Origin of the sequence: Streptomyces sp. NPDC025273, assembly GCF_040638585.1 — a bacterium.
GTDB lineage: Bacteria > Actinomycetota > Actinomycetes > Streptomycetales > Streptomycetaceae > Streptomyces > Streptomyces cinereorectus.
The window spans coordinates 93,845-117,361 of the sequence record NZ_JBEZYP010000014.1; the positions used below are offsets into that span (position 1 = coordinate 93,845).

Annotated in this window: 26 protein-coding genes, 2 pseudogenes and 1 riboswitch; of the genes and pseudogenes, 17 read left to right on the forward strand and 11 right to left on the reverse strand. The window is 70.2% G+C overall.

The features are described from left to right. Position 1: 1 nt before the first annotated feature. Together AB0F38_RS22600 and AB0F38_RS22605 are read left to right on the forward strand one after the other, a co-directional pair. Positions 2 to 310 (forward strand): hypothetical protein, encoded by a 309-nt coding sequence (locus AB0F38_RS22600; RefSeq protein ID WP_361896208.1) that lies wholly within the window; start codon positions 2 to 4, stop codon positions 308 to 310. A 363-nt stretch (positions 311 to 673) separates the two neighbouring features. Further along, positions 674 to 846, forward strand: a riboswitch (cyclic di-AMP (ydaO/yuaA leader). Between the two features lie 3 nt (positions 847 to 849). Beyond that, on the forward strand, positions 850 to 1,320 hold the full coding sequence (locus AB0F38_RS22605; RefSeq protein ID WP_361896211.1) for a C40 family peptidase: 471 nt from the start codon (positions 850 to 852) through the stop codon (positions 1,318 to 1,320). A gap of 18 nt (positions 1,321 to 1,338) precedes the next feature. Here the strand turns inward: AB0F38_RS22605 and AB0F38_RS22610 are convergent. Next, positions 1,339 to 1,527, reverse strand: a pseudogene (locus tag AB0F38_RS22610) (LysE family translocator); the annotation flags it as partial. 2 nt (positions 1,528 to 1,529) lie between these two features. Here AB0F38_RS22610 and AB0F38_RS22615 point away from each other — a divergent pair. Next, a pseudogene (locus AB0F38_RS22615) lies at positions 1,530 to 1,757 on the forward strand (LysR substrate-binding domain-containing protein); the annotation flags it as partial. Positions 1,758 to 1,850: 93 nt separating this feature from the next. Here the strand turns inward: AB0F38_RS22615 and AB0F38_RS22620 are convergent. Further along, positions 1,851 to 2,282 (reverse strand): ATP-binding protein, encoded by a 432-nt coding sequence (locus AB0F38_RS22620; protein ID WP_361896213.1) that lies wholly within the window; start codon positions 2,280 to 2,282, stop codon positions 1,851 to 1,853. A gap of 231 nt (positions 2,283 to 2,513) precedes the next feature. Here AB0F38_RS22620 and AB0F38_RS22625 point away from each other — a divergent pair, with 231 nt between their 5' ends. After that, a complete protein-coding gene (locus AB0F38_RS22625; protein WP_361896216.1) occupies positions 2,514 to 3,371 on the forward strand; it encodes a helix-turn-helix transcriptional regulator in 858 nt (285 codons plus the stop codon). A 31-nt stretch (positions 3,372 to 3,402) separates the two neighbouring features. Continuing rightward, positions 3,403 to 3,609, forward strand: a complete 207-nt coding sequence (locus AB0F38_RS22630; protein WP_361896219.1) for a DUF397 domain-containing protein — start codon at positions 3,403 to 3,405, stop codon at positions 3,607 to 3,609. A gap of 5 nt (positions 3,610 to 3,614) precedes the next feature. Here the strand turns inward: AB0F38_RS22630 and AB0F38_RS22635 are convergent, their stop codons facing one another. Continuing rightward, positions 3,615 to 4,763, reverse strand: coding sequence for an 8-amino-7-oxononanoate synthase (locus tag AB0F38_RS22635; RefSeq protein ID WP_361896222.1), 1,149 nt, complete (start codon positions 4,761 to 4,763; stop codon positions 3,615 to 3,617). A gap of 144 nt (positions 4,764 to 4,907) precedes the next feature. Here AB0F38_RS22635 and bioB point away from each other — a divergent pair, with 144 nt between their 5' ends. From bioB to AB0F38_RS22655, 4 genes are all read left to right on the forward strand, one after another. After that, positions 4,908 to 6,101: a biotin synthase BioB gene (bioB, locus tag AB0F38_RS22640; RefSeq protein ID WP_361896225.1), complete on the forward strand. Its 1,194-nt coding sequence runs from the start codon at positions 4,908 to 4,910 to the stop codon at positions 6,099 to 6,101. Further along, on the forward strand, positions 6,094 to 7,398 hold the full coding sequence (locus tag AB0F38_RS22645; RefSeq protein ID WP_361896228.1) for an adenosylmethionine--8-amino-7-oxononanoate transaminase: 1,305 nt from the start codon (positions 6,094 to 6,096) through the stop codon (positions 7,396 to 7,398). Before bioB ends, AB0F38_RS22645 begins: the two co-directional genes overlap by 8 nt. A 1-nt stretch (position 7,399) precedes the next feature. Beyond that, positions 7,400 to 8,089, forward strand: a complete 690-nt coding sequence (gene bioD / locus AB0F38_RS22650) for a dethiobiotin synthase (protein WP_361896231.1) — start codon at positions 7,400 to 7,402, stop codon at positions 8,087 to 8,089. A 66-nt stretch (positions 8,090 to 8,155) separates the two neighbouring features. Beyond that, entirely contained in the window at positions 8,156 to 8,833 is a 678-nt protein-coding gene (locus AB0F38_RS22655; protein WP_361896234.1) for a class I SAM-dependent methyltransferase, read from the forward strand. Positions 8,834 to 8,977: 144 nt separating this feature from the next. Here AB0F38_RS22655 and AB0F38_RS22660 read toward each other — a convergent pair whose 3' ends face one another. Both AB0F38_RS22660 and AB0F38_RS22665 read right to left on the reverse strand, forming a co-directional pair. Continuing rightward, positions 8,978 to 9,349: a fic family toxin-antitoxin system, toxin component gene (locus AB0F38_RS22660; protein ID WP_361896237.1), complete on the reverse strand. Its 372-nt coding sequence runs from the start codon at positions 9,347 to 9,349 to the stop codon at positions 8,978 to 8,980. Beyond that, entirely contained in the window at positions 9,346 to 9,573 is a 228-nt protein-coding gene (locus AB0F38_RS22665; protein ID WP_014157595.1) for a hypothetical protein, read from the reverse strand. Before AB0F38_RS22665 ends, AB0F38_RS22660 begins: the two co-directional genes overlap by 4 nt. A gap of 121 nt (positions 9,574 to 9,694) precedes the next feature. On the opposite strand from AB0F38_RS22665, the gene AB0F38_RS22670 reads away from it, so the two are divergent. The 5 genes from AB0F38_RS22670 (at position 9,695) to purB (ending at position 15,279) form a co-directional block, all read left to right on the forward strand. After that, positions 9,695 to 10,129, forward strand: coding sequence for a GNAT family N-acetyltransferase (locus tag AB0F38_RS22670; protein WP_361896240.1), 435 nt, complete (start codon positions 9,695 to 9,697; stop codon positions 10,127 to 10,129). Positions 10,130 to 10,361: 232 nt separating this feature from the next. After that, positions 10,362 to 11,702, forward strand: a complete 1,341-nt coding sequence (locus AB0F38_RS22675; RefSeq protein WP_361896243.1) for a hemolysin family protein — start codon at positions 10,362 to 10,364, stop codon at positions 11,700 to 11,702. Continuing rightward, a complete protein-coding gene (locus AB0F38_RS22680; protein ID WP_361896246.1) occupies positions 11,699 to 12,718 on the forward strand; it encodes a hemolysin family protein in 1,020 nt (339 codons plus the stop codon). Before AB0F38_RS22675 ends, AB0F38_RS22680 begins: the two co-directional genes overlap by 4 nt. Positions 12,719 to 12,819: 101 nt before the next feature. After that, positions 12,820 to 13,656, forward strand: a complete 837-nt coding sequence (locus AB0F38_RS22685; RefSeq protein ID WP_361896249.1) for an SGNH/GDSL hydrolase family protein — start codon at positions 12,820 to 12,822, stop codon at positions 13,654 to 13,656. Positions 13,657 to 13,836: 180 nt separating this feature from the next. Then, on the forward strand, positions 13,837 to 15,279 hold the full coding sequence (gene purB, locus AB0F38_RS22690) for an adenylosuccinate lyase (RefSeq protein WP_361896252.1): 1,443 nt from the start codon (positions 13,837 to 13,839) through the stop codon (positions 15,277 to 15,279). Between the two features lie 277 nt (positions 15,280 to 15,556). Here purB and AB0F38_RS22695 read toward each other — a convergent pair whose 3' ends face one another. The 4 genes from AB0F38_RS22695 to AB0F38_RS22710 form a co-directional block, all read right to left on the reverse strand. Next, the gene (locus tag AB0F38_RS22695) at positions 15,557 to 15,844 is read right to left on the reverse strand and encodes a hypothetical protein (RefSeq protein ID WP_361896255.1); all 288 of its coding nucleotides are present in this window, start codon (positions 15,842 to 15,844) and stop codon (positions 15,557 to 15,559) included. 9 nt (positions 15,845 to 15,853) lie between these two features. Beyond that, positions 15,854 to 16,315: a hypothetical protein gene (locus AB0F38_RS22700; RefSeq protein ID WP_361896258.1), complete on the reverse strand. Its 462-nt coding sequence runs from the start codon at positions 16,313 to 16,315 to the stop codon at positions 15,854 to 15,856. 126 nt (positions 16,316 to 16,441) lie between these two features. Next, entirely contained in the window at positions 16,442 to 17,185 is a 744-nt protein-coding gene (locus AB0F38_RS22705) for an ABC transporter permease (RefSeq protein ID WP_361896261.1), read from the reverse strand. Between the two features lie 5 nt (positions 17,186 to 17,190). Continuing rightward, positions 17,191 to 18,126: an ATP-binding cassette domain-containing protein gene (locus tag AB0F38_RS22710; protein ID WP_361896263.1), complete on the reverse strand. Its 936-nt coding sequence runs from the start codon at positions 18,124 to 18,126 to the stop codon at positions 17,191 to 17,193. Between the two features lie 108 nt (positions 18,127 to 18,234). On the opposite strand from AB0F38_RS22710, the gene AB0F38_RS22715 reads away from it, so the two are divergent. The 3 genes from AB0F38_RS22715 (at position 18,235) to AB0F38_RS22725 (ending at position 21,320) form a co-directional block, all read left to right on the forward strand. Beyond that, positions 18,235 to 19,407 carry a histidine kinase gene (locus AB0F38_RS22715; protein ID WP_361896266.1) on the forward strand — a complete coding sequence of 391 codons (1,173 nt, stop codon included), beginning with the start codon at positions 18,235 to 18,237 and terminating at the stop codon, positions 19,405 to 19,407. Between the two features lie 4 nt (positions 19,408 to 19,411). After that, complete coding sequence (locus AB0F38_RS22720) at positions 19,412 to 20,062, forward strand: response regulator transcription factor (RefSeq protein WP_361896269.1); 651 nt, start codon at positions 19,412 to 19,414, stop codon at positions 20,060 to 20,062. 100 nt (positions 20,063 to 20,162) lie between these two features. Then, positions 20,163 to 21,320, forward strand: coding sequence for an ROK family protein (locus AB0F38_RS22725; RefSeq protein WP_361896272.1), 1,158 nt, complete (start codon positions 20,163 to 20,165; stop codon positions 21,318 to 21,320). A gap of 78 nt (positions 21,321 to 21,398) precedes the next feature. On the opposite strand, the gene AB0F38_RS22730 is transcribed toward AB0F38_RS22725, so the two are convergent. Beyond that, on the reverse strand, positions 21,399 to 22,166 hold the full coding sequence (locus tag AB0F38_RS22730) for a GntR family transcriptional regulator (protein WP_361896275.1): 768 nt from the start codon (positions 22,164 to 22,166) through the stop codon (positions 21,399 to 21,401). A 301-nt stretch (positions 22,167 to 22,467) separates the two neighbouring features. Then, entirely contained in the window at positions 22,468 to 23,352 is an 885-nt protein-coding gene (locus AB0F38_RS22735; RefSeq protein ID WP_361896277.1) for an RNA polymerase sigma-70 factor, read from the reverse strand. Positions 23,353 to 23,517: the final 165 nt, after the last annotated feature.

Below are 23,517 nucleotides of genomic sequence, written 5' to 3' on the forward strand. Positions count from 1 at the left end.
GATGCATTCCCCCCAGCTCCCGCCGCTGCCCGCCCTGACCCGCGCCGAGGCCCAGTTCATCGACTGCTACCTGGAAGTGCTCGACCAGGTCGGCCGGATCAATCCGGCCCGCGGCAGCGACACGTACGGGGCGCTCAGGGCCGCACAGGCGCTGGCCTCCCGCGCGGCCTCCCTCCGCGACGCCCTCGTCGTCATGCACGAGCGGGGCGAGGCGCAGATCCACGCGGCCACGCTGGCGCGGGCGCTGCGGCTGCTGGACGGGGAGCGGCGCGCGGGACGGGTCACCATGCCCCCCGCCCGGTCGAGTTGACGGGCGCCCCGCCCGACTCCCCCGGACCAACGGCCCTTCCGGGCCCGTTCACGACACGCCCGACGGGACGCCCAGATTTCCTCGCTCGTTCGGCGTAGGCGGTCCCCCGCACGAGGGACAGCTCAACTTGCGGACGCGCGCGGACACTGAGCGGAATATGTCGTTCCGCCGCTGGTACGGGGCTGGTCGGCAGGCGCCGCCGAAGCCCTGGATCCATCCCGTCCACCTGAATGGATCAGTCGTGACGACTCTCACATAACGCCGTTTCAGCTCGGAAATCCGGCCGTACGTGAGTAAAGATCCCTGGGACGACAAGCCCCCGCCACCGCGGCGGGGCGGTCCGGGCGGACGCCGAGTCCTGCCGCTGTCCGGATGCCTGGTCGACAGAAGTGGATCGGCAGGAGTGGAGGACCCGAGCACATCGGGCCGACCGGACATCCGGACGGCCCTCGGGGTGAAGCCGCCGTGTGCGGCCGGGCAACTTCGCCAGCCCGAACCCGACAGGTCATCCTTCACAGGCGGCTGACGAAGGGTTGCGCATGACTGCGCAGGTTCATGTCCCGTCTCTGCTCGCCCGGGCCGGAACGGCCTCGGTTCTCACCGTCGCCCTCGGCGCCACCATGCTCGCCCCCGGCCTCGTCAACGACGCCGAGGCCGCGGCCCACTCGACGAAGGCACTCAAGATCGCCGCCTCGAAGAAGGGATCGCCCTACGGCTACGGCGCCACAGGCCCCCACCGGTTCGACTGTTCGGGCCTGACGCTCTACTCGTTCAAGAAGGCGGGCAAGAAACTCCCCCGCACGGCCCAGCAGCAGTACAACAAGACCCGCCACATCACCGGATCGCAGCGACAACGCGGCGACCTGGTCTTCTTCCACGCGGGCCGCACTGTCTACCACGTGGGCATCTACGCCGGCGGAGGGAAGATCTGGCACTCACCGAAGACCGGGGCCGTGGTCCGGCTGGAGAAGATCTGGTCGAAGAACGTCTGGTACGGGAGGGTCCGCTGACGGCCGCACCCACCAGGATCAGTGCAGCAAGGGCCCGGTCACCAGTACGAGCCCCAGCGCGGTGAGCGCCGCGCCGCTGCCGCCCTCGACGGCGCGGGCGGTACGCGGCCGGCGGAGCCACCGGCCGAGACGGTCCACCAGCAGGGCCACGGCCGGGAACGGGACGAGCGCCGGCAGTACGACCACCGAGGCCGGCAGCCGAGTCCTGGTGCGAATCCCCCGGCTACGCGCTGGTCAGCGCCGGGCTCGGCGTGGCGGTGGTGCCGGAGATGGTCGCTTCGATGTCCCCGGCCCCACTCGCCGTACGCCGGCTGGAACCCGCGGCCTTCCGGCGGACGATCTCCGTGGTGCACAGGGATGATCGCGATACCGCTGTCGCGACCACGTCGAGGGCCCTGCTCCGCGGCGGCTTCGGCCGGGCGGCAGGTGCGCAATGACCACGGGTGTGCACGCCGTGGTCGGGTCCGCACAGGAGATCTGGTCCGCGCCGGAAGGCGGGCCCTCACCGGACGCGAGGTCTGGGCGGGACGTCAGGTCTGTGCGGGGACGGACCAGGGAAGGACGATCGATACGGTCTTACCGCCGTCCGGGGTGGGACTGACGCCGAGCCGCCCCCCGCACTCCTTGGCCAGGGCCCGGATGATCACCATGCCGCGGCCGTTGTCCTGCTGTACCGCCGCGGGCAGCCGCTGGGGCCAGCGCGGGTGACTGTCCGTCACACCGAGGTAGAGCTCCACGTCCCGGTCGAGTCGGAGCTCCACCGTGAAGGTGGGCGACTGCCCGAAGGTGTGCTGGACGGCGTTGGTGGCGAGTTCCGAGACGATCAGCCGGATGACGTCGGCGGCTTCGGTGCTGTCCGGCAGGCCCCATTCGGCAAGCACCCTGGCCACATGTCTCCGGGCCGCGGATACCGAGACGGGATCGCTCGGCAGAGTGAAGGATGCTTCCTGATGGTCTGCCATGGCGACGCCGTCCCTTCCCGCCCGGACCGACCCGCGATCGGCCTGGATTGTGCTTCGCGTCAGACTGCCACCGATGCTGCCCTCCGTAACAGCGATCCACCAAGATATGCATATATCTGTCGCTCGATACGGTGAAATCGGCACCGTAAGCCCCGTACGGGCGCGACACTGGCCCCTTTCCGAGCCGACCCGGTACGGGCCCGGCTCCCCGTCCATCGGAAGGAGGCCGGCATGCGGCACGGCCCTGTCGTACGCCGTCGGAAGCTCGGCGAGGAACTGCGCGGCCTGCGCCACGGTTCAGGACTCACGAGCCGTGAAGCGGCCCGGCTGCTGGGCTGGCACCAGTCGAAGGTGAGCCGGATCGAGACGGGTGCGAGCGGGGTGAAGCCGGCCGACGTGACCCGGTTACTGGACGCCTACGGAGTCGACGACGTACAGCTCCGTACGCTGCTGCAGACGCTCGCGGGCCCGGCGGGCGGGGGCGGCAGCGGGTGGTGGCACGCCTATCGCGGTCTCATCCCGCCCCAGTACCGCGACTTCATCAGTCTGGAGTCCCAGGCCGGCGCCGCTCGGACCCTCGAGACGTCGGTGGTGCCGGGACTGCTGCAGACCGCCGACTACGCACGGGCGGTGACCCGGTCCTCCCTCGACGGGCTGCCGCCCGCTCAGCTGGACTCCCTGGTGGAGGTCCGGCTCGCCCGGCAAGGAGTGCTGCACGCGCCCAGACCGCTCCAGTTGAGTGCGGTGCTCGACGAGGCCGCCGTACGGCGGGGCGTCGGTGGTCCCCGGGTCATGCGGAATCAGCTGCGCCATCTGGTGATGATGGCCCAATTGCCCCATGTGCGACTGCAGTTACTTCCGTTCGAGGCGGGTAGCTACATCGGCCTCACCGGCCCCTTCGTCATCTTCTCTTTTCCGACAGCTTCCGATCTGGATGTGGTCGTTCTTGACCATTTGACGAGTAGTCTCTATCTGGAGCGGAGAGAGGACCTTGAGGCGTACAGCTCGGCGTTCCGCACGATGCAGGATCACGCGTTGTCGCCGGAGCGTTCGCTGGATCTCATCGCCGCAGTCGGCCGCGGCGGTTGACCGGACCTTCAGACTGCCCGAGGGGGGCACGATGTCCGACCGTCTTGCACAACCCGCTCTCCGGTGGCGGCGCAGCAGCCGCAGCACCGGGATGAACAACTGTGTGGAAGCCGCGCCGCTGGGCGACGACCAGCTCGCCGTACGGGACTCCAAGGACGTGCACCTGCCTCCGTTGCGTTTCACCGCGACGGCCTGGACGTCCTTCGTGTCCAGCCTGCGGGAGCACCGGGAGGGCTGACGAGGTCAGCAGGCCGGATCGGGCGCCCACGTCACGATCGTGGCCACCGCGGCCGCGATCTCCTCTCGTGTCAGGTCGGCCCGTGCGGTCAGCCGCAGCCGGGAGATCCCGTCCGGGACGGACGGCGGCCGGAAGCACCCCACCGCGAGACCCGCCGAGCGGCAGTCCGCGGCCCAGCGCACCGCCGCCTCGGCCGACGGCGCGCGCACGGACACGACAGCCGCGTCGGGGCGCACGGCGGTGAGCCCGGCCGCTGTGAGCCGGTCGTACAGCTCGGTGGCGACGGCCCGGGCCCTGCCCGCCCGTTCCGGTTCCCGGCGCAGCAGCCGCAGACCGCCCAGGGCGGCACCCGCGGCCGCCGGTGCGAGACCGGTGTCGAAGATGAAGGTCCGGGCCGTGTTGACCAGATGGTCGACGACCCGGGCCGGGCCGAGGACCGCCCCGCCCTGGCTGCCGAGGGACTTGGAGAGGGTGAGTGTGGCCACGACGCCCTCGCCGCCAGCGAGTCCGGTGGCGGCGAGCGCACCTCGTCCGCCCTCGCCCAGCACGCCGAGTCCGTGGGCGTCGTCGACGAGGAGGGCCGCTCCCCCGTCCCGGCAGGCCTCGGCGAGCGCGGTCAGTGGGGCGGCGTCGCCGTCCACCGAGAAGACGGAGTCGGTGACGGCCAGCGCCCGTCCGCCGTGGGTGCGGAGCTCCTTGCGCACGGCAGCGGGATCCGCGTGCGGGACGACGGCGGTCGCCGCACGGGAGAGCCGGCATCCGTCGACGATCGAGGCGTGGTTTCCCGCGTCGGACACGATCAGCGAGCCGGGTCCGGTGAGCGCGGTGAGGACGGCGAGGTTGGCGGCGTAACCGGACGAGAGGACGAGGGCGGCTTCGAAGCCGCAGAAATCCGCCAGCTCGCGTTCGAGTTCGGCGTGCAGCTCGGTGGATCCGGTGACCAGCCTCGAGCCGGTGGCACCCGCTCCCCACCGGCGGGAGGCCTCGGCTGCGGCCGAGGTGACCTCGGGGTGGCGTGCGAGGCCGAGATAGTCGTTGCTCGCGAGGTCCAGCAGTTCCGATTCGGCGGGCCTGGGGCGCAGGGTCCGGACGAGCCCGGCGGCGGCCCGGCGGCGGGCCTCGTCATCGATCCAGTCGAACGGGGCGAAGGACATGGGGGCGGTCCCTTTTGTAGGCAGCTCACAGACCCTAGCGGGGTGCGCAGCAGGTCAGGGTGTGGCAATACACACACCCTCGGCCACCTCTGCTGTCCGGTTCCTCCTTGGCCGAAGGCGGTGCCGTACGTCAGGATCGGGGCCATGGACCTGCTGAACACGCTGGTGGACAAGGGGCTGCGGCGCGAACTGCCGACCCGTGAAGAAGCGCTCGCCGTGCTGGCGACCTCCGACGACGACCTGCTCGACGTGGTGGCCGCGGCCGGAAAGGTGCGCCGTCAGTGGTTCGGGCGGCGCGTGAAGCTCAACTATCTGGTGAACCTGAAGTCCGGGCTCTGCCCCGAGGACTGCTCGTACTGTTCGCAGCGGCTCGGTTCCAAGGCGGGGATCCTCAAGTACACCTGGCTGAAGCCGGACGAGGCGACGAAGGCCGCCGCCGCCGGAGTGGCCGGCGGCGCGAAGCGCGTGTGCCTCGTGGCGAGCGGGCGGGGGCCGACGGACCGGGACGTCGACCGGGTCTCGCAGACGATCGAGGCGATCAAGGAGCAGCACGAGGACGTGGAGGTGTGCGCCTGCCTCGGCCTGCTCTCGGAGGGCCAGGCCGACCGGCTGAGGTCCGCGGGCGCCGACGCGTACAACCACAACCTCAACACCTCGGAGGGGACGTACGGGGAGATCACGACCACCCACACGTACGCCGACCGGGTGGACACCGTGCAGCAGGCCCAGGCCGCGGGCCTTTCGGCGTGCTCCGGTCTGATCGCGGGAATGGGTGAGACCGACGCCGATCTGGTGGACGTCGTGTTCTCGCTGCGCGAGCTGGACCCGGACTCGGTGCCGGTGAACTTCCTGATTCCGATCGAGGGAACCCCACTCGCCAAGGAGTGGCACCTCACCCCCCAGCGGTGCCTGCGCATCCTGGCGATGGTCCGGTTCGTCTGCCCGGACGTCGAGGTGCGGCTCGCGGGCGGGCGCGAGGTCCATCTGCGCTCGATGCAGCCGCTCGCCCTGAACCTGGTCAACTCGATCTTCCTGGGTGACTATCTGACCACCGAGGGCCAGTCGGGCCAGTCCGACCTCGACATGATCGCGGACGCCGGTTTCGAGGTGGAGGGGGCGGACACGACGACGCTTCCTGGGCACCGGGCCGCGGCGGGCGGGGGCTGCGGTTCGCACGACGGCGGCTGTGCCCCCTGCGGGGACGCTCCCGCGGCCGCTCCGGACTCCTCCGAGGTCCCGGCCGTGCGTACGGAACCGGTGCGTACGGAACCGGTGCGGACGGATCTCGTGGCGGTCCGGCGTCGCGGCGCCGGTACGGACATCGCGCCCAATGCCTGATCCGCTCTCCCCCGCCGAGCTCCGTTCCCTGGACCGGGCCCACGTCTGGCACCCCTACGGCCCGATGCCGGGCCGGCAGGAGCCGCTGGTCGTGGAATCCGCGTCCGGGGTGCGGCTCCGGCTCGCCGAACCGGCGCACGGACGGCACGAGCTGGTCGACGGCATGTCGTCCTGGTGGTCGGCGGTGCACGGCTACAACCATCCGGTGCTCAACGAGGCGGCCCGCGGCCAGTTGGACCGGATGAGCCATGTGATGTTCGGCGGGCTCACCCATGAGCCCGCTGTCCGGCTGGCGGCCAGGCTGGTGGAGATCACTCCGGAGCCGTTGCAGCACGTGTTCCTCGCCGACTCCGGATCGGTCTCGGTCGAGGTCGCGGTGAAGATGTGTCTGCAGTACTGGCGCTCGGCCGGGCGACCCGCCAAGCACCGGCTGCTGACGTGGCGCGGCGGCTATCACGGGGACACCTGGCAGCCGATGTCGGTGTGCGATCCCGAGGGTGGAATGCACGAACTGTGGTCGGGGGCCCTGCCCCGGCAGGTCTTCGCGGACGCGCCGCCGGACGGCTTCGACGCGGAGCCGGACGGCGCCTACGTCCGGCACCTGCGGGAGCTGGTCGCGACGCACGCCGACGAACTGGCCGCGGTGATCGTGGAGCCGGTGGTGCAGGGCGCGGGCGGGATGCGGTTCCACTCGCCCGCGTATCTACGGGTGCTCCGCGAGGCGTGCGACGCGCACGACGTACTCCTGGTGTTCGACGAGATCGCCACGGGATTCGGTCGTACGGGAAAGCTCTTCGCGGCCGGGCACGCCGGGGTGTCCCCGGATGTCATGTGTGTCGGCAAGGCGCTGACCGGCGGATACCTGACGCTGGCTGCGACGCTGTGCACCACTCGGGTGGCGGAGGGGATTTCGAGCGGGGAGGTGCCGGTACTGGCGCACGGGCCCACGTTCATGGGCAATCCGCTCGCCTCGGCCGTGGCCTGCGCATCCGTGGACCTGTTGCTGGGCCAGGACTGGGAGCAGGAGGTGAAGCGGATCGGTACCGGGCTGCGGCACGGTCTCGCCGAGGCAACCGGCCTCCCCGGCGTACGGGACGTACGGGTGCTGGGTGCGATCGGCGTCGTACAGCTCGATCACGAGGTGGACATGGCGGTCGCGACCCGGGCGGCTGTCCGCGAGGGCGTATGGCTGCGCCCCTTCCGCGATCTCGTGTACACGATGCCGCCGTACGTGACGGGTGACGACGATGTGGACCGGATCTGCCGGGCCGTGTGCGCGGCGGCGCGGGAAGGCTGAGATGACCATTCTGGTGGTGTCCGGTACGGGCACCGAGATCGGCAAGACGGTGGTGACCGCCGCCGTGGCGGCGGCCTGCCGCGGCCGGAGGGTCGCGGTGCTCAAGCCGGCCCAGACCGGTCTCGCCCCGGGGGAGGAGGGGGACGCCGCCGAGGTCGTGCGACTCGCGGGCGGCCATGTGACGGCGGTCGAACTGGCCCGCTTCCCCGAGCCGTTGGCCCCGGAAACCGCGGCACGCCGGTCCGGTCTGCCGCCCGTGCGCCCCTACGAGATCGCAGAGGCGGCGCAGAAGCTGGCGACGGAGCACGATCTGGTCCTGGTCGAGGGCGCGGGCGGGCTGCTCGTACGTTTCGACGAGCACGGCTCGACGCTCGCGGACGCCGCCCGGCTGATGGCCGCCCCTGTGCTGGTCGTGGCTCCCGCGGGCCTCGGGACCCTCAATGCCACCGCGTTGACGGCGGAGGCGCTGCGTGCCCGCGGCCTCGCATGTCCCGGCGTGGTGGTGGGCAGCATGCCGGCCGAACCGGATCTGGCCGCCCGGTGCAACATCGAGGACCTTCCGGTCGTCGCGGGCGCCCCGCTGCTCGGCGTGGTCCCCGCCGGGGCGGGGTCGCTGTCCCCCGTCGACTTCCGCGCGCGTGCGGCGAGTTGGCTGGCACCGGAGCTGGGCGGGAGCCGACTCGGCCGGTGAAGGGCTGAGCCGGCCCGTACGGGGGAGAATTGAAGGAGCCGTACCCGTCCGCCGAGGAGATCCGTCATGCGTCTGCGCAGCACGAAGATCCCGCGGGACGCGGTACACCATCCGGTCTTCGCCCGGTTCTACGCCCGGATGAGCGTGACCGCCGACCTCAGAGGCGGTATCGCCGGCCTCCGCGAGGAACTGCTGTCCGGTGTCTCGGGCCGGGTCATCGAGATCGGCGCGGGAAACGGCCTCAACTTCGCGCATTACCCGGGGTCCGTGTCCGAGGTGGTGGCGATCGAACCCGAACGCGGTCTGCGTCAGCTGGCGGCCCGTGCCGGGTTGCGCGCGGAGGTCCCGGTCGATGTGGTGCCGGGCACGGCCGAGGCGCTCCCGGTCAAGAGCGAGGCCTTCGACGTGGCGGTGGCGTCGTTGGTGCTGTGTACCGTGCGGGACCTGCCCCGGGCACTGTCCGAGATCAAGCGCGTGCTCCGGCCGGGCGGTGAACTGCGCTTCTTCGAGCACACACTGGCCCAGGGGCGAGCACTGGCGACCACCCAGCGGTGGGTGGACCGGACGTTCTGGCCGCTGCTGTTCGGGGGCTGTCACACGGCGCGGGACACGATCGCGGCGATCGAGGCGGCCGGCTTCGAGCTGGGCACGTACCGCAGGCTGCGGATTCCGGAGAAGGGCGTGCAACTGCCGTCCACACCCTGCGTGCTCGGTGTGGCCCGCAGGTCCATGGTCGTGGACTGAGGCACCCTGCCCCGATCGAGGACCCAGCCGGCGGCCACCGCCCCGTGGTCACTTGCTTGCGGTCTCCGCTTGCGGTCACTGCGCGTGGTCCCTGCACATGGTCTCCGCTCATGGCGGACCGGCGTCACGGACCGGGCGGCAGGGTCACAGGCTCCACCGGCGCAGCTCGTCGGCGATCGCCCGGACGTCCGCCTTGCCTTCCTTCACCAGGCGTGCGAGATCGCGCACCTGCTCGGGCGAGGTGATGATCTTCAGCCCCGAGGCGACGAGGTAGCCGTAGGCGACCGCGGAAGCGAACATGGCGTTGGAGTGTTCAAGCGCCGGTACGTGGAGGAGCAGCTGAAGCATGGCTGCCGCCCGGGAGTGCGGGTCGCTGTAGACGGGGCTGCCGAAGATCTCCGCCTCGTGCCGGCTGACGGCTGCGACGAGCGCGCCCCAGTCGACGACCTGCGGATCACCGGGCGTCTTGTGCTCGGCGACCATGAGCAGCCAGGAAAGGTCGATCCGCAGATTCAACGGGTGCCTTCGCGCTCCGGGCCGAACTCCTCGGCGAACACCGACTCGTACTGCTTCATGAAGTCGGCCGCGGCCTCGACGAAGGTGTGTCCCACCTCGCCCGCATCCTGCTTGACGAGTTCCTCGATGTATCGGTTCACACTCATCCCCCGTTGCAGAGCGCGCTGCCGCGCTGCTTCGGCGGTCGCCTCGTCCACGCGAACGTTCAGCTGAGTCTTGGGCACGACATCACGCTAGCGCGTCCGCGCTAGCACCGGCAAGAGGAACCACTTCGTGGTCCGTACACCTGCGACCGCCGCCCGTATACCGGAATCCGCTCGACTCCCGCGCTCCACCGGTGATGGGATGACGGATATGAATGATCTTGAGATCCGGGCGGCGACGGCGGACGACGTCGATACGGTTCTGGCGTTCTGGACGACCGCGGCGGAGGGCACCAGCATCAGCGACGACCGGGACGGCGTCGAACGGCTGGTGGCACGCGACGCCGGCGCACTGATCCTCGCCGAGCGGGACGGCGTGCTCGCCGGAACCGTCATCGCGGGATTCGACGGCTGGCGATGCCATCTGTACCGGCTCGCCGTCCACCCCGGCCAGCGACGTCGCGGCGTCGGTACGGCACTGCTCGCCGCCGCGGAGGAGCGGTTCACCGCACTGGGCGGGCGGCGGGGCGACGCGATGGTGCTGGACCGCAACGCACTCGCGCAGCATGCCTGGCGCGCGGCGGGGTATGCGCCGGAGGGCCGATGGAGCAGGTGGGTGAAGCACCTCACCCCCTGAGACGCGCCGGCCCGGGGGCCGCGCCGAGATGCCGGGCCGAGGCGCGGGAGGAGCGGACTCGACGGACAACCGGAACGTCCGACACTTTGCCGACCCTTTACGATGGATCCCCAACCGTCCGACTTTTCGAAAGGTGTGAGCGTCCGCCCATGGGCGAGCCTCCCAGTAGTAGATACCGCCGACATCGCGCGAACCTCCTGCCCCTGCCCGATCATGGGACGGAGGTGAACCGATGACCGAAGTGCTACTGCTCCTCGTGGCCGTGCTGCTCTCCCTCGCCTGCGGCGCGTTCGTGGCGGCGGAGTTCTCCCTGACCACCGTTGAGCGCGGCGAGCTCGAACGGGCCGTCGAGCGAGGAGAGCGCGGTGCGGCCGGAGCACTCAAGGCGGTACGCAGCCTCACCTTCCAGCTGTCCGGCGCACAGCTCGGCATCACCGTCACCAACCTGGTGGTCGGCATGCTCTCCGAACCGTCCATCGCCAAACTGATCCGGGGGCCGGTGGAGGCGACGGGGCTCTCCCCGGGCGTGGCCTCCTCGCTGGCACTCGTGATCGGCACCGCACTGTCCACGGTGGTCCTGATGGTGGTCGGCGAGCTGGTCCCGAAGAACTGGGCGATCTCGTCCCCGCTCGCCGTCGCCAAGGTGGTCGCCACACCACAGCGGGTGTTCACCGCGGTCTTCCGCCCGTTCATCAGCCACCTCAACAACACCGCCAACCGGATCGTGCGCCGCTTCGGCCTCGAACCGACCGAGGAGCTGGCCTCCGCGCGCAGCCCGCAGGAACTGGTGGCGCTGGCCCGTCACTCCGCGAAGGAGGGCGCGCTGGAGGCGGACACCGCGGAGCTGTTCGTGCGTACCCTGAACCTGTCCGAGCTGACCGCGGAGAACGTGATGACGCCGCGTGTCCAGGTCACCGCCCTCGAGATCCGGGCGACCGCGGAGGACGTCGCGAACGCCACCCGGGCGACCGGCCTCTCCCGCTTCCCCGTCTACCGGGGAAGCCTGGACACGGTCGTCGGGGTCGCGCACATCAAGGACGTCCTGGCCGTTCCGGCCGACCAGCGGCCCCGCAAGCGGGTGTCGGACATGCTGCGCGAGCCCCTGCTGGTTCCGGAGACCCTCACCGTGGACCGGCTGCTCGACCGGCTGTCGGGGAAGCTCGCCATGGCCGTCGTCATCGACGAGTACGGCGGCACGGCGGGCGTCGTGACACTGGAGGACATCGTCGAGGAGGTCGTCGGCGAGGTGCGTGACGAACACGACCCGCACGAGACGCCGGACCTCGCGCCCGCCGGTGAGGACGCCGACGGACGCGTCCTGTGGTCCGCCGACGGGGCGGCCCGCACCGACCAGCTCCGGACCATCGGACTGCGGGTGCCCGACGGGCCCTACGAGACGCTGGCCGGTCTGATCGCCACCGATGTCGGCCGCATCCCCGTGGTCGGCGACACGGTCGAGCTCACCGGATGGCGGATCGACGTGGTGGACGCCTCGGGGCACCGCGCAGCGCGAGCCCTTCTGCACGCACCGCTGCCCGGCGCCGACGACGAGCCGACGGAGGACGAACGATGATCGCCGTCCAGCTCTTCATCGGCCTGCTGACCCTGGTCGTCAACGCATTCTTCGTCGGCGCGGAGTTCGCGCTGATCTCCGTACGCCGCAGCCAGATCGAGCCGGAGGCAGAGGCCGGGAACCGGCGGGCGCGCAGCGTCATCTGGGGCCTGGAGCATGTGTCGGCCCTCCTCGCCGCGGCGCAGCTCGGCATCACGCTCTGCACCCTGGTGCTGGGCATCGTCGCCGAACCCGCCATCGCGCACCTGCTGGAGCCCGTCTTCGACGCTGTGGGCGTCCCGCACGGGCTGGTGCACCCGGTTTCGTTCGTGATCGCCCTGTCCGTCGCGACGTATCTGCACATGCTGCTGGGCGAAATGGTGCCGAAGAACATCGCACTGGCCGAGCCGGCCCGCACCGCACTCCTGCTGGGGCCGCCGCTGGTGGCCCTGGCCCGGGCGCTGCGGCCGGTGATCTTCACCATCAACGCCTTCGCCAACGCGCTGCTCAAGCTCCTGAGGGTGGAGACCAAGGACGAGGTGTCCGCGACCTTCTCCGACGATGAACTGGCGCGGCTCGTCAAGGACGCGGGGGACGCCGGACTCGTCGACGACCGTTCGGCGGAGCGGCTGCGCCACGCGCTGGAACTGGGCCGCAGGCCGGTCCGGGACGTGCTCATGCCGGTCGACCGGGTGCTGTACACCAGGGTCGGGACCACTCCGGAGGAGTTGGAGCGGCTCTCGTACGAGTCCGGCTTCTCCCGCTTCCCGGTGATGGACAGCGAACAGCGGATCCTCGGATACCTGCATGTGAAGGACGCCCTGGACGCCACGCCTCGCAATGTCCCGTTCCCGGTGACGGCACTGCGGCCGATCGCCCGGGTGCGGGCGGCGACGCCGCTCGACGACGTCCTGACCGCGCTGCGGCGGAGCCGTACGCACCTGGCAGCGGTTCTCGACGAGGACGACCGGCTGGCCGGCATGGTCACCATGGAGGACGTGCTGCGTGAGCTGGTGGGCAGGCCCCAGGCTCGCTGACGCCGGTTCACGGTGACGTACGGGAGGGGCGCGGCGACGGCCGCGCCCCTGCCTGTTTCCCCGGTGTCCTGCGGTCGCCGTCACGGTACGATCTCACCGCCATGGAATTGAATGCCTCCTACACCAGTCTAGTCGCTGTCGGCGACTCCTTCACCGAGGGAATGTCGGACCTTCTGCCGGACGGTACGTACCGCGGCTGGGCCGATGTCCTCGCCTCCCGGCTCGCGGCCCGTGCGCCCGGCTTCCGCTACGCCAACCTCGCCGTGCGCGGAAAGCTCATCAGCCAGATCGTCGAGGAGCAGGTCGCCGTCGCTGCGGCACTGCAACCGGACGTGATCACGCTCGTGGGCGGGCTCAACGACACCCTGCGGCCGAAGTGCGACATGGGTATGGTCCGCGGCCGGCTGGAGGAAGCCGTGGAGCGGCTCGCACCGTCGTGCAAGACGCTGGTGCTGATGCGCAGCCCCGGTCGCAACGGCCCGGTGATGGAACGCTTCCGTCCGCGCATGGAGGAACTGTTCTCGCTGGTGGACGACCTGGCGGAGCGCCACGGCGCGCTGGTGGCAGACCTGTACGCTGCGCCGTCGCTCGGCGATCCGCGGATGTGGGACGTCGACCGGCTGCATCTGACGGCCGAGGGTCATCGCCGGGTCGCGGAGGCGATCTGGCAGACGCTGGGACTTCCTGCGGAGAGTGACTGGCGGACTCCGATGCCCGTGTCGCCGCCCGCCCGCTGGGCGAGGCGGCGGGTGGACGACGTCCGGTTCGCCCGACAGCATCTGATGCCCTGGATCGGGCGGCGGCTCACCGGGAGGTCTTCCGGCGACGGGCGGGGCGGCGCCCAGTTCGACGGGGCACTCGGGAGAGCTTTCTGGATCACGCCGGAGGACGGGGCTGCCCCGGGCCCGGTGACGAGCTGGCGTCGGCTCGACGGCTGACCGGTCCGTAGCACACTGAGGAGCCGGAGGCGGCGAGCCGGTCGCTCGGTGGGGAGCCGTGGTGCCGCGCGGCACGCCTGGCACCCTCGGCACCCTCGGCACCCTCGGCAGGCCTTCGTAGGAAGCCACACACCGGACCGCGGCGCCAGCCTGCAGAAACCGCCAGTAGAATCCGGACACGTGACTGCTGTGTCTGCGAAGCCTCGCATCCCCAATGTCCTGGCCGGCCGCTATGCCTCTACGGAGCTGGCCGTCCTCTGGTCCCCCGAGCAGAAGGTGAAGCTGGAACGTCAGCTGTGGCTGGCGGTGCTGCGCGCTCAGAAGGACCTCGGGATCGAGGTACCGGACGCCGCGCTGGCCGACTACGAGCGAGTGCTCGACCAGGTCGATCTCGCCTCCATCGCCGAGCGCGAGAAGGTCACCCGGCACGACGTGAAGGCCCGGATCGAGGAGTTCAACGCCCTCGCCGGCCACGAGCAGGTCCACAAGGGCATGACCTCCCGGGACCTCACCGAGAACGTCGAGCAGCTGCAGATCCGGCTCTCGCTGGAACTGATGCGCGACCGCACGGTGGCGGTGCTGGCCCGGCTCGGCAAGCTGGCGGCCGAATACCGCGAGCTGGTCATCGCGGGCCGCTCGCACAATGTCGCCGCGCAGGCGACGACGCTGGGCAAGCGATTCGCCACGGCCGCGGACGAGCTGTTGGTCGCCTACGGGCGGCTGGAGGACCTGCTCGACCGTTACCCGTTGCGTGGCATCAAGGGTCCCGTCGGCACCGCGCAGGACATGCTGGACCTGCTCGGCGGCGACGCCGGCAAGCTCGCCGACCTGGAACAGCGCATCGCCGGGCACCTCGGCTTCGCTCAGGCCTTCACCTCCGTGGGCCAGGTCTACCCCCGTTCTCTCGACTACGACGTGGTGACCGCGCTGGTGCAGCTGGCGGCGGCGCCTTCGTCGGTCGCCAAGACCATCCGGCTGATGGCCGGGCACGAGCTGGTGACCGAGGGCTTCAAGCCGGGCCAGGTCGGCTCGTCGGCGATGCCGCACAAGATGAACACCCGCTCCTGCGAGCGCGTCAACGGCCTGATGGTGATCCTCCGGGGCTACGCGTCGATGACGGGCGAGCTGGCGGGCGACCAGTGGAACGAGGGCGACGTGTCCTGCTCCGTGGTCCGCCGGGTTGCGCTGCCGGACGCCTTCTTCGCGTTCGACGGCCTGCTCGAGACCTTCCTCACCGTGCTCGACGAGTTCGGTGCGTTCCCGGCGGTCGTCGCGCGTGAGCTGGACCGCTACCTGCCGTTCCTGGCCACGACCAAGGTGCTGATGGGCGCCGTACGGGCCGGGGTAGGGCGCGAGGTCGCGCACGAGGCGATCAAGGAGAACGCGGTCGCATCGGCGCTGGCCATGCGGGAGCAGGGCGCGGAGCGCAACGAGCTCCTGGACAAGCTGGCCGCCGACGAGCGCATCCCCCTCGACCGCGCACAGCTCGACGCCCTGATGGCGGACAAGCTGTCGTTCACCGGTGCGGCGGGCGACCAGGTCACCGCTCTGGTGTCCCGGATCGAGGAGATCGCCAAGCAGCACCCGGAAGCCGCCGGTTACGCGCCCGGCTCCATTCTCTGACGGCCGGCTCCCTTGCCGGAACACACCTGAAGAGGTCCAGCCCGCCCGCGCCCGCGTCGTCCCCGACGTGGTCGCCGGGCGGGCTGTTTTTCTCACTGCTCCCCATCCTCCGGGCAGGCCTGCACCGTGCTGGAGACGGGCGCCGGAACCTGCCTGGCGCGGATGCCGGTCCGGCGCGGTGCTCGAATCAGGGGTCACCCGGTGAGTGGCCGTCACTCAGGGGACCACGCCATGGGCACTCCCGGACCCCACCGCGAACCGGCGGGCCTGGCACGATTCATACCTTCCCCGAACCTCGTGGATGGCACGCCGGTTGCAGCCCGCTCGAACGCAGATCCCGCCACCGTTGTTCGAGACGTGCCGCCGTCATCCGTGAGTGGTTCGAGATGCGCGGGTTCGATCCGGGATGGCTGTCGGCCGGAGTACGGGCTTCGAGGTCGGTACGCATCGCTTCACCGGCCGACCGCAGTTGCTGACCCCGGGCACGCATCACCGAGTTCGTCGGATACGACGTGCCCGCCGCGCCGACCGCCGCTGCCTCACAGAACAGGTCGGCCACTGCCACCGCTGTCTCCTAGGGCGGGTCGACCACTGTTACCAGGATGCTCAACCCGCAGCCCGGCCCCTCGTCCTCGACATGGAGCGCCACCGCGATCCAGCGGTCCTCCACCCGCCAGAGCTGGAGATACTCACAGCTCAACACAACGTCGCCCCAGGGCTCCGCTATCACCTCCCCCGCCATCATTCGTTCCTGCGAGCTCCACAAACTGACGGCCTGTGGTTCGCCCCAGCGCAGCGTGAGCAACGTGAGCAGGGCATCGTGATCCGCCAGGTGTTGCGCCCGGTGCTCGGCGTACTCCCCCTCGTCGCACTCCCGTTGCCCCGCTGCGTCCCCGTCGTCCCCGTACTCCTCCCCGTGCAGGAATGCCGCGTGGTACCCGGGCCCGCTGACTCCCGAGCCCGACAGGGTGCGTTCCGGAGGGAATTCCCTGGTGCGCATTCCGTCGATGAGGCGGAGGTGGTGTGCGGTGGTCATGCCGTCAGTAAAGCGTCTCCCACTGACATCTGACTTCGTCCCCACCACTCGACGACTCCCGAGGGCACCCGGATCCCGTTTCGCCTCGGGCGCGCGAAGAGTGAAGTGTGATCCCCGTGCCGTTGCTCAGGCGTCTCTGTTCCGCACGGTCCACCAACCGGCGAGCAGCGTGACGGCGGCCCATCCGGCGGTGACGGCCAGCCCGGTCCACGGTCCCAGGCGTCCGTCCGGATTCTGGTACAGAACCAGCTGCCCAGCCCGGTCCGGCAGATACCGGGCGACTCCGCCCGCTATGTCTCCGACGACGAACGAGACGATCAGAATGAAGGGAATGAGCAGGCTGAGCACGGCAGTCGCACTGCGCAGCACCGCCGTCAGTCCCGCCGCGAACAGGGCCATCAGAGCCAGGTAGACGCCACCACCGACCGCCGCCCGCAGTGCGCCCGGCTCACCGAGACCGATCGCGTACTCACCCATGAACAGTTGGCCCACCAGAAACGCGGTGAAGCTGGTGATCAGCCCGACGACGAGGGCGAGCCCACCGACCACCGCCGTCTTCGCGGCGTAGAAGAGGCTGCGGTTCGGGACTGCCGTGAGCGATATCCGCAGGGCGCCGTTCAGGAACTCGGAGGACAGCGCGGTGGCACCGAAGCTGATGGCCGCGATCTGGCCGAAGTTCAGCGCGTAGAAGGCGGAGAAGACGATGTCGTTACCCGGGTTGTCCGCCTCTGCCTGCCCGACGGTGGAGGAGACGAGCGTGGTGACGAGGAGTGTGGCCGCGAAGACCGCTATGAGGGAACCGGAAACGGACCGCACCGATTTGATCTTGATCCACTCGGAGTGCAGTACTGCGGTCGTCGACATGGTCATGGCGGTCAGACCTCCTGGCCGGCGGTGGGGAACGTGGCGGCGGCGAATTCCGTTGCTGTTGCCGTGAGATCGAGGTAGGCCTCTTCCAGCGTGGCCTGCTCATCGATGAGTTCGAGAAGGGGAATGCCTTCACGGGCGGCCAGGGCCCCGATCTCCTCCGCCGTGGCTCCGTCCACCGTCCAGCGCCCGTGTTCACCCTGTGCGGGCACGTATCCCTTACGGATCAGCACATCACGCAGCCGCGCGGATTCCGTCGTGCGCAGCCGGACACCGGGCCGGCTCCGGGAGGCGAGGAACTCCTTCATCGGCATGTCGACAAGGAGCCTTCCCTTGCCGAGGACGACCAGATGGTCGGCTAACGAAGAGGTCTCGTTCATCAGGTGACTGGAGACCAGCACCGTGCGACCCTCACCGGCCAGCTTCCGCATCAGCTCTCGGATCCAGATGATGCCTTCCGGATCCAGTCCGTTCGACGGCTCGTCCAGCATCAGTACCTCTGGATCACCGAGAAGCGCCGCGGCGACACCGAGCCGCTGCCGCATGCCGAGCGAGAACGTCTTGATCCGCCGCCCGCCGACCGTGCCGAGGCCGGCCTCCGCGAGCACCTCCTCGACCCTGCTGCCCGCTATGCCGTTACTGGTGGCGAGCGCCAGCAAGTGACTGCGGGCGGTCCGCGAGCCGTGTGCCGCCTGGGCGTCGAGCAGTGCGCCGACCCGGCGCAGCGGGTTGCCCAGTGTGGCGTAGGGATGCCCGCCGATCGTCGCGGTACCGCTGGTCGCCCGGTCCAGGCCGAGGACCAGGCGCATGGTGGTGGACTTGCCCGCGCCGTTGGGCCCGAGGAAGCCGGTCACCCGGCCGGGTCGCACGCTGAACGTGAGGTGGTCCACCGCACGGGTGGGTCCGTGGTCCTTGGTCAGCTCATGCACGTCGATGCTGGTCATGCCCTCAGCCTGGCGGCCGGGCGAGGACCGCGGCCTCCCCCGCCCGGGTGGATCGTCTCCCTCTCCCGGGGGAGTTGTCGCCCCGGCCTGCCCTGGCACGATGGCGGCATGCGCCGCTTCTTCGCACTGCTGGCCCGACCGGCCACGTACAGTCGCTGGCTGCACCTGCTCATTCCGTCCGCGGTGGTCAGCGTGTGGCTGTTCATCTCTCCGAGCAGTCCGTGGATGCCGTTTCTCTTCGCGATACCTGTCGGGCTGCTTCCGGCAATGCGTCTCGCCGAGGGGGTACAGGCACAACTGCTGCTCACACCCGAGCAGCGGGGCCGTCCTGACGCCACGATCTCCGCGGAGCCTGCCACGACATGGGCGGCCCGCCGGCGCACCGTTGTCTGGCTGGAGGTTCGGCTCGTCCTCGCGACAGTGGCGTCCCTCGCGACGGTCTGGCTGCCTGCGACGACGGTCGATCTGGTGCGAGGTTCGTTCGGAACGGCTCCGAGCGAAGACTGGGCGGCCCGTGGTGTCGAGCCCGGCTGGTGGTGCGCCCTGCTCGCTCCCCTGCCGATCCTCCTGCTTCTCGGTGTGGTCGTGCTGTGCGGTGACATCGTCACAGCCGCTGCCCGTCGGCTGCTCGGCCCGTCACCGGCGGAGCGGATGACCGCGCTGGAGGAGCGCACAGAGACACTGCTCGAGCGCAATCGCATAGCGCGCGAGCTCCATGATTCGATCGGGCACGCGCTGACGGTCGCGGTCGTACAGGCCGGGGCCGCCAGGACGGCGGGCGATCCCGAGTTCACAGCCCGGGCACTCGTCGCGATCGAGGAGACGGGACGGGACGCGCTGGATGATCTGGAGCGGGTTTTGCGGGTGCTGCGCGAATCGGACGCTCCCGTAAGCGGGCGACCGACGATTTCCGAGGCCGACAGGCTGCTGGACTCGGCTCGTGGCTCCGGGGCGAAGATCGACGCGGAGGTGTCCGGTCCACTCGAAGCGATCCCCGGCACGGTGTCCCGTGAGGGGTACCGGATCCTGCAGGAGTCGCTCACCAATGTGCTGCGTCACGCCGGGGCCGTCCCCGTACGGGTGAGAATCCGCGTCACGGACGCCTCGCTGGAGTTGGAGGTGACCAATCCTCTCGAGAGAGCGCCCTGTGGGCAGCGTGGCGGCAGCGGGCTGCGAGGCATCCGGGAGCGGGCCGCATTGTTGGGCGGGAAGGCCGAGACGGGTCCGTACGAGGAAGAGTGGATGGTGCACGTGAGCCTCCCGCTGGACCACATACGCTGACCGGATGCCGGTTACCGTACTTCTGGTCGACGACGAGCCTCTGGTGCGCGCGGGGTTGCGCGCGGTCCTTGGGGCCCAGCCCGATATCGAGGTGGTGGGTGAGGCCTCCGACGGCGCGGCGGTGATTCCTCTGGTGCGTCAACTGCGGCCGGATGTGGTGGCGATGGACGTACGGATGCCTTTGATGGACGGGATCGAGGCGACCCGGGTGGTGCTGCGTACCGTCCCCGATCCGCCGAAGATTCTGGTGGTCACCACGTTCGAGAACGACGAGTACGTGTACGAGGCACTGCGAGCCGGTGCGGACGGCTTTCTACTCAAGCGAGCCCGGCCTGCGGAGATCGTGCATGCGGTGCGACTGGTGGCGGAGGGGGAGTCGCTGTTGTTCCCCGCGGCGGTCCGGCAGCTGGCCGCCGAGTACGGCACGACCAAGGCGCGGGCCGTCATGGACCGGGCGGCGCTCACCGACCGCGAGGCCGCGGTGCTCCGTCTGATGGCGCGGGGGCTGTCCAACGCGGAAATCGCCGCCAAGCTCGTGGTCGGTGTAGAGACGGTGAAGTCGCACGTCAGCGCGGTGCTGGCGAAGTTGGGAGCCAGGGACCGCACCCAGGCGGTGATCGCCGCCTACGAGTCCGGCTTCGTGGCACCGGGCTGACCGAAGTCACCGCTCGGTACCGGCTCCGGGTGGCTGTCGCCGCGGCCTCGGCCAACGAGTACGATCCGGCAGACATGGGCACGACCTGGGAGGACACACCGTGGGCCGGCTGACCGGTGGGGACCCGTCTCTGCTGCGGCGGATCAATTCCGCGGTGGTTCTGCATGCCCTCCGGGGGGCCGAATCGCCGACGCTCACGGACCTGACCCGGATCACCGGGCTGTCCCGTCCGACGGTCGAGGGCGTGGTCGAGGGGCTCTTCGCAGCGGGCCTGGTCGTCGAGGCACTGCCCGACGAGAGCGGAGCGCGTAAGCAGGGACGGCCTGCGAGACGGTTCAGGTTCCGGGCCGAGGCAGGGCATGTGCTGGGCATCGAGATCGGACCGCACCGGGTTTCCGCCCTGTTGTCCGGTCTGGACGGCCGGATCATAGGCGCAGGTTCCCGTGAGGTGTCCGAGACCGCGTGCGCGGATGTCAGGATCGACCAGGTCAGAGCCATGATCGCCGATGTCCTGCGGCGCACCGGGGTCGCACGGAGCAGCCTGCGCGCGGTAGGTGTGGGCAGCCCTGGCATCGTGGAGGCCGACGGTACCGTGCGGCTGGGTACGGCGCTGCCCGACTGGACCGGCCTGGCACTCGGCGAGAAGCTGCGGCGTTCCTTCCGCTGCCCCGTGCTGGTGGAGAACGACGCCAATGCCGCTGCCGTGGCTGAACACTGGAAGGGTGCCGCCGTCGAGTCCGACGACATCGTCTTCGTGCTGGCCGGCTTGAGCCCCGGGGCGGGTGCGCTGATCGGCGGGCGGCTGCACCGCGGGTTCGGTGGTGCGGCGGGAGAGATCGGCGCGCTGCATCTGCTGGGCCGGGACGTGACACCGGAGCACCTGCTCTCCACGACGGACACCCCGTTGCATCCGCTGGACGAGCACGCCGTCGCCGCGGTGTTCGCCGCGGCCAAGCAGGGCGACGCCGGGGCCCAGGCAGCCGTCGAGCGGTTCATTCACAGGCTGGTGCACGATGTCGCGGCTCTGGTCCTGGCACTCGACCCCGAGTTGGTGGTGATCGGGGGCTGGGCCGCCGGCCTGGACGGTGTCCTGGATCCGCTCCGCGACGAGCTGGCCCGTTACTGTCTACGGCCGCCCCGGGTGGCCCTCTCGCTGCTGGGTGAGGCGGCGGTCGCGACCGGTGCCCTGCGACTGGCCCTGGACCACGTCGAGGAGCAGCTCTTCGCCGTGGAGGGAGCGGTGACGGCCCGTCGCTGACTGCGACGGGCCGCAGGGTGTTGCCGCGCTCCGGGGGCAGCTCTTCGGCGCCGGGACAGGAAGCTCGGAGCCAACGGGTCAGGAGGCCTGCCGCTCCTGCTCTTGGTGGCTGATCTCCAGAGCCCCCGAGTCCCCGAAAGTGAGCCGGCAGGTGTCGGCCCTGTAAGTGGCCACCGATACGGCGGCCGTACCGGAGGCGGCGAAGTAGCGCGTCGTGACCACGAGGACCGGGGCACCGGGAAGCCGGTCGAGCTCCCTGGCGTCGTCCGCGCGAGCCGATCCGAGCTCGACCGAACGGTCCTGGCCGTCGAGGCCGAGACGGTGCAGCTCGCGCAGCACGCTCCGTGCCCGGGCCGGGCCGGACGGCGCGTCGATCGTCGGGAGATCGGGCACGGACGACCGCGGGACGTAGAGGAGTTCCGCCGCGACGGACTGCCCGCGGGCGAGGCGGATACGGCGCACGACGTGCACGTCTTCGGCGGCGCCGTCGTCGAATACGGCGGCCACGGCGGCAGGAGCCGTCGCGGTGGTGCACTCGACGGGCTGCCACGCGTCGTCCGAACCGCCGCCGGCCCAGTCGTGCTGCGCCGCGGCGACGGCGACGCCTACACGGGGCGGGGCGACGGTGGTGCCCACGCCCCGGCGTCGCTGCAGTCTGCCTTCGAGTTCCAGCTGCTCCAGAGCCTGTCGGAGCGTTGCGCGGGCTACGCCGAAGCGCGCCGCGAGATCGCGCTCGTTGGGCAGGATCTCTCCCACCGCGAAGTCCGAGTCGAGTGCCTCACTGAGCACGGTCTTGAGGTGCCAGTACTTCGGCTCCTGCACCGAATCCAGCTGCGTGGTCCCCACCCTGTCCTCCGCAATCGCCCAGCGCCTGTTCCGCGACGTTGTTTATTAAAGGTTCCTGTCTTAACGTTCCAAACCTTAGGGTGGCGTACCACCTTGGTCAAGACCAATACTCCCCCCGTAACGGAGCGGAGCGACCCGCTGCCGCAGAGCGTTCACAGGACGTTCGTGCAGCCGTATGCCCCCGGGCAGCAGAGAACCCTACGTCCGGGCGGGTCCGCGGGGCTCGTGCAGCACGGCGAGTGGTTACCGCGCGTACAGCCGGGCGTCGGCCCGGGAGGACGAACGACAGCTGTCGCAGCGCCTAACTCAGACGCAAACCGGCCAGCTTGTCTGGATTGCGAATGATGTACGCGCACTGGACGACCCCGTGCCTGATCTCGACCTGGAAGACCGTGTCCGGCTTCCCGTCGGCGGTCATCACGAGGGCCGGGCCACCGTTGAGCTCCACGATCGCGGCCTGCCTCCCCGACACCCCCTCCTGTCCCACGGCGAAGAGGAAGCGGCCGACCTTGTCCGCCGTCTCGATGATCCGTCGCGGCGCCTTCGACTTGCCTCCGCTGTCGCTGACCAGCCGCACATCGGGCGCCAGCAGGGCGAGCAACTGCTCCAGGTCTCCGCCCGAGGCGGCGGCGAGGAAGCGCTCGGTGAGATCACGGCGCGCGGCCGGATCGACGTCGTAGCGCGGCCTGCGTTCCTCCACATGCCGTTTCGCGCGGCCGGCAACCTGGCGCACCGCCGCCTCGGACCGGTCGAGGATGGCTGCGATCTCCGCGTGCGGGTAGCCGAATGCCTCGCGCAGGACGAAGACCGCACGCTCCAGCGGGGAGAGAGATTCGAGGACGACCAGCACGGCGAGTGAGACGGAGTCGGCGAGGACCGCCTGTTCCGCCGTGTCGGGGACGGAAGACCCGAAGCAGGTGACGACGGGTTCGGGAAGCCACGGTCCCACGTACGACTCACGCCTGGACTGCAGGTGGCGCAGGCGATCGATGGCCAGCCGGGTGGTGATCCGCACGAGGAAGGCTCTCGGCTCCCGCACAGCCTCGCGCTCCGCCGACGACCAGCGCAGCCACGCCTCCTGGACCACGTCCTCGGCATCGGCCGCGCGGCCGAGCATGCGGTAGGCGACCCCGGTGAGGACGGGCCGGTTTTCTTCGAAGAGGTCGGTCGCGGGGTCGACAGTCACACCTCCATCCCAGCCGACACCCCGGACAGTGTCCAGCAGGAATCGCACCACCCGAGAACTGCAGGCCAGGCAGGGGTAATTGTCGGTGACAAGGCCACGGTCCCGACCGGTCGGGCAGGACCGTCCCGAAGGTTGGCGGCATGGCCACGTCGGTCTCGTTCGCAG

Coding starts and splice junctions, on each gene's coding strand:
- AB0F38_RS22600 (WP_361896208.1), top strand. CDS start 2: ATGCATTCCCCCCAGCTCCCGCCGCTGCCCGCCCTGACCCGCGCCGAG.
- AB0F38_RS22605 (WP_361896211.1), top strand. CDS start 850: ATGACTGCGCAGGTTCATGTCCCGTCTCTGCTCGCCCGGGCCGGAACG.
- AB0F38_RS22620 (WP_361896213.1), bottom strand. CDS start 2,282: ATGGCAGACCATCAGGAAGCATCCTTCACTCTGCCGAGCGATCCCGTC.
- AB0F38_RS22625 (WP_361896216.1), top strand. CDS start 2,514: ATGCGGCACGGCCCTGTCGTACGCCGTCGGAAGCTCGGCGAGGAACTG.
- AB0F38_RS22630 (WP_361896219.1), top strand. CDS start 3,403: ATGTCCGACCGTCTTGCACAACCCGCTCTCCGGTGGCGGCGCAGCAGC.
- AB0F38_RS22635 (WP_361896222.1), bottom strand. CDS start 4,763: ATGTCCTTCGCCCCGTTCGACTGGATCGATGACGAGGCCCGCCGCCGG.
- bioB (WP_361896225.1), top strand. CDS start 4,908: ATGGACCTGCTGAACACGCTGGTGGACAAGGGGCTGCGGCGCGAACTG.
- AB0F38_RS22645 (WP_361896228.1), top strand. CDS start 6,094: ATGCCTGATCCGCTCTCCCCCGCCGAGCTCCGTTCCCTGGACCGGGCC.
- bioD (WP_361896231.1), top strand. CDS start 7,400: ATGACCATTCTGGTGGTGTCCGGTACGGGCACCGAGATCGGCAAGACG.
- AB0F38_RS22655 (WP_361896234.1), top strand. CDS start 8,156: ATGCGTCTGCGCAGCACGAAGATCCCGCGGGACGCGGTACACCATCCG.
- AB0F38_RS22670 (WP_361896240.1), top strand. CDS start 9,695: ATGACGGATATGAATGATCTTGAGATCCGGGCGGCGACGGCGGACGAC.
- AB0F38_RS22675 (WP_361896243.1), top strand. CDS start 10,362: ATGACCGAAGTGCTACTGCTCCTCGTGGCCGTGCTGCTCTCCCTCGCC.
- AB0F38_RS22680 (WP_361896246.1), top strand. CDS start 11,699: ATGATCGCCGTCCAGCTCTTCATCGGCCTGCTGACCCTGGTCGTCAAC.
- AB0F38_RS22685 (WP_361896249.1), top strand. CDS start 12,820: ATGGAATTGAATGCCTCCTACACCAGTCTAGTCGCTGTCGGCGACTCC.
- AB0F38_RS22700 (WP_361896258.1), bottom strand. CDS start 16,315: ATGACCACCGCACACCACCTCCGCCTCATCGACGGAATGCGCACCAGG.
- AB0F38_RS22705 (WP_361896261.1), bottom strand. CDS start 17,185: ATGACCATGTCGACGACCGCAGTACTGCACTCCGAGTGGATCAAGATC.
- AB0F38_RS22710 (WP_361896263.1), bottom strand. CDS start 18,126: ATGACCAGCATCGACGTGCATGAGCTGACCAAGGACCACGGACCCACC.
- AB0F38_RS22715 (WP_361896266.1), top strand. CDS start 18,235: ATGCGCCGCTTCTTCGCACTGCTGGCCCGACCGGCCACGTACAGTCGC.
- AB0F38_RS22720 (WP_361896269.1), top strand. CDS start 19,412: ATGCCGGTTACCGTACTTCTGGTCGACGACGAGCCTCTGGTGCGCGCG.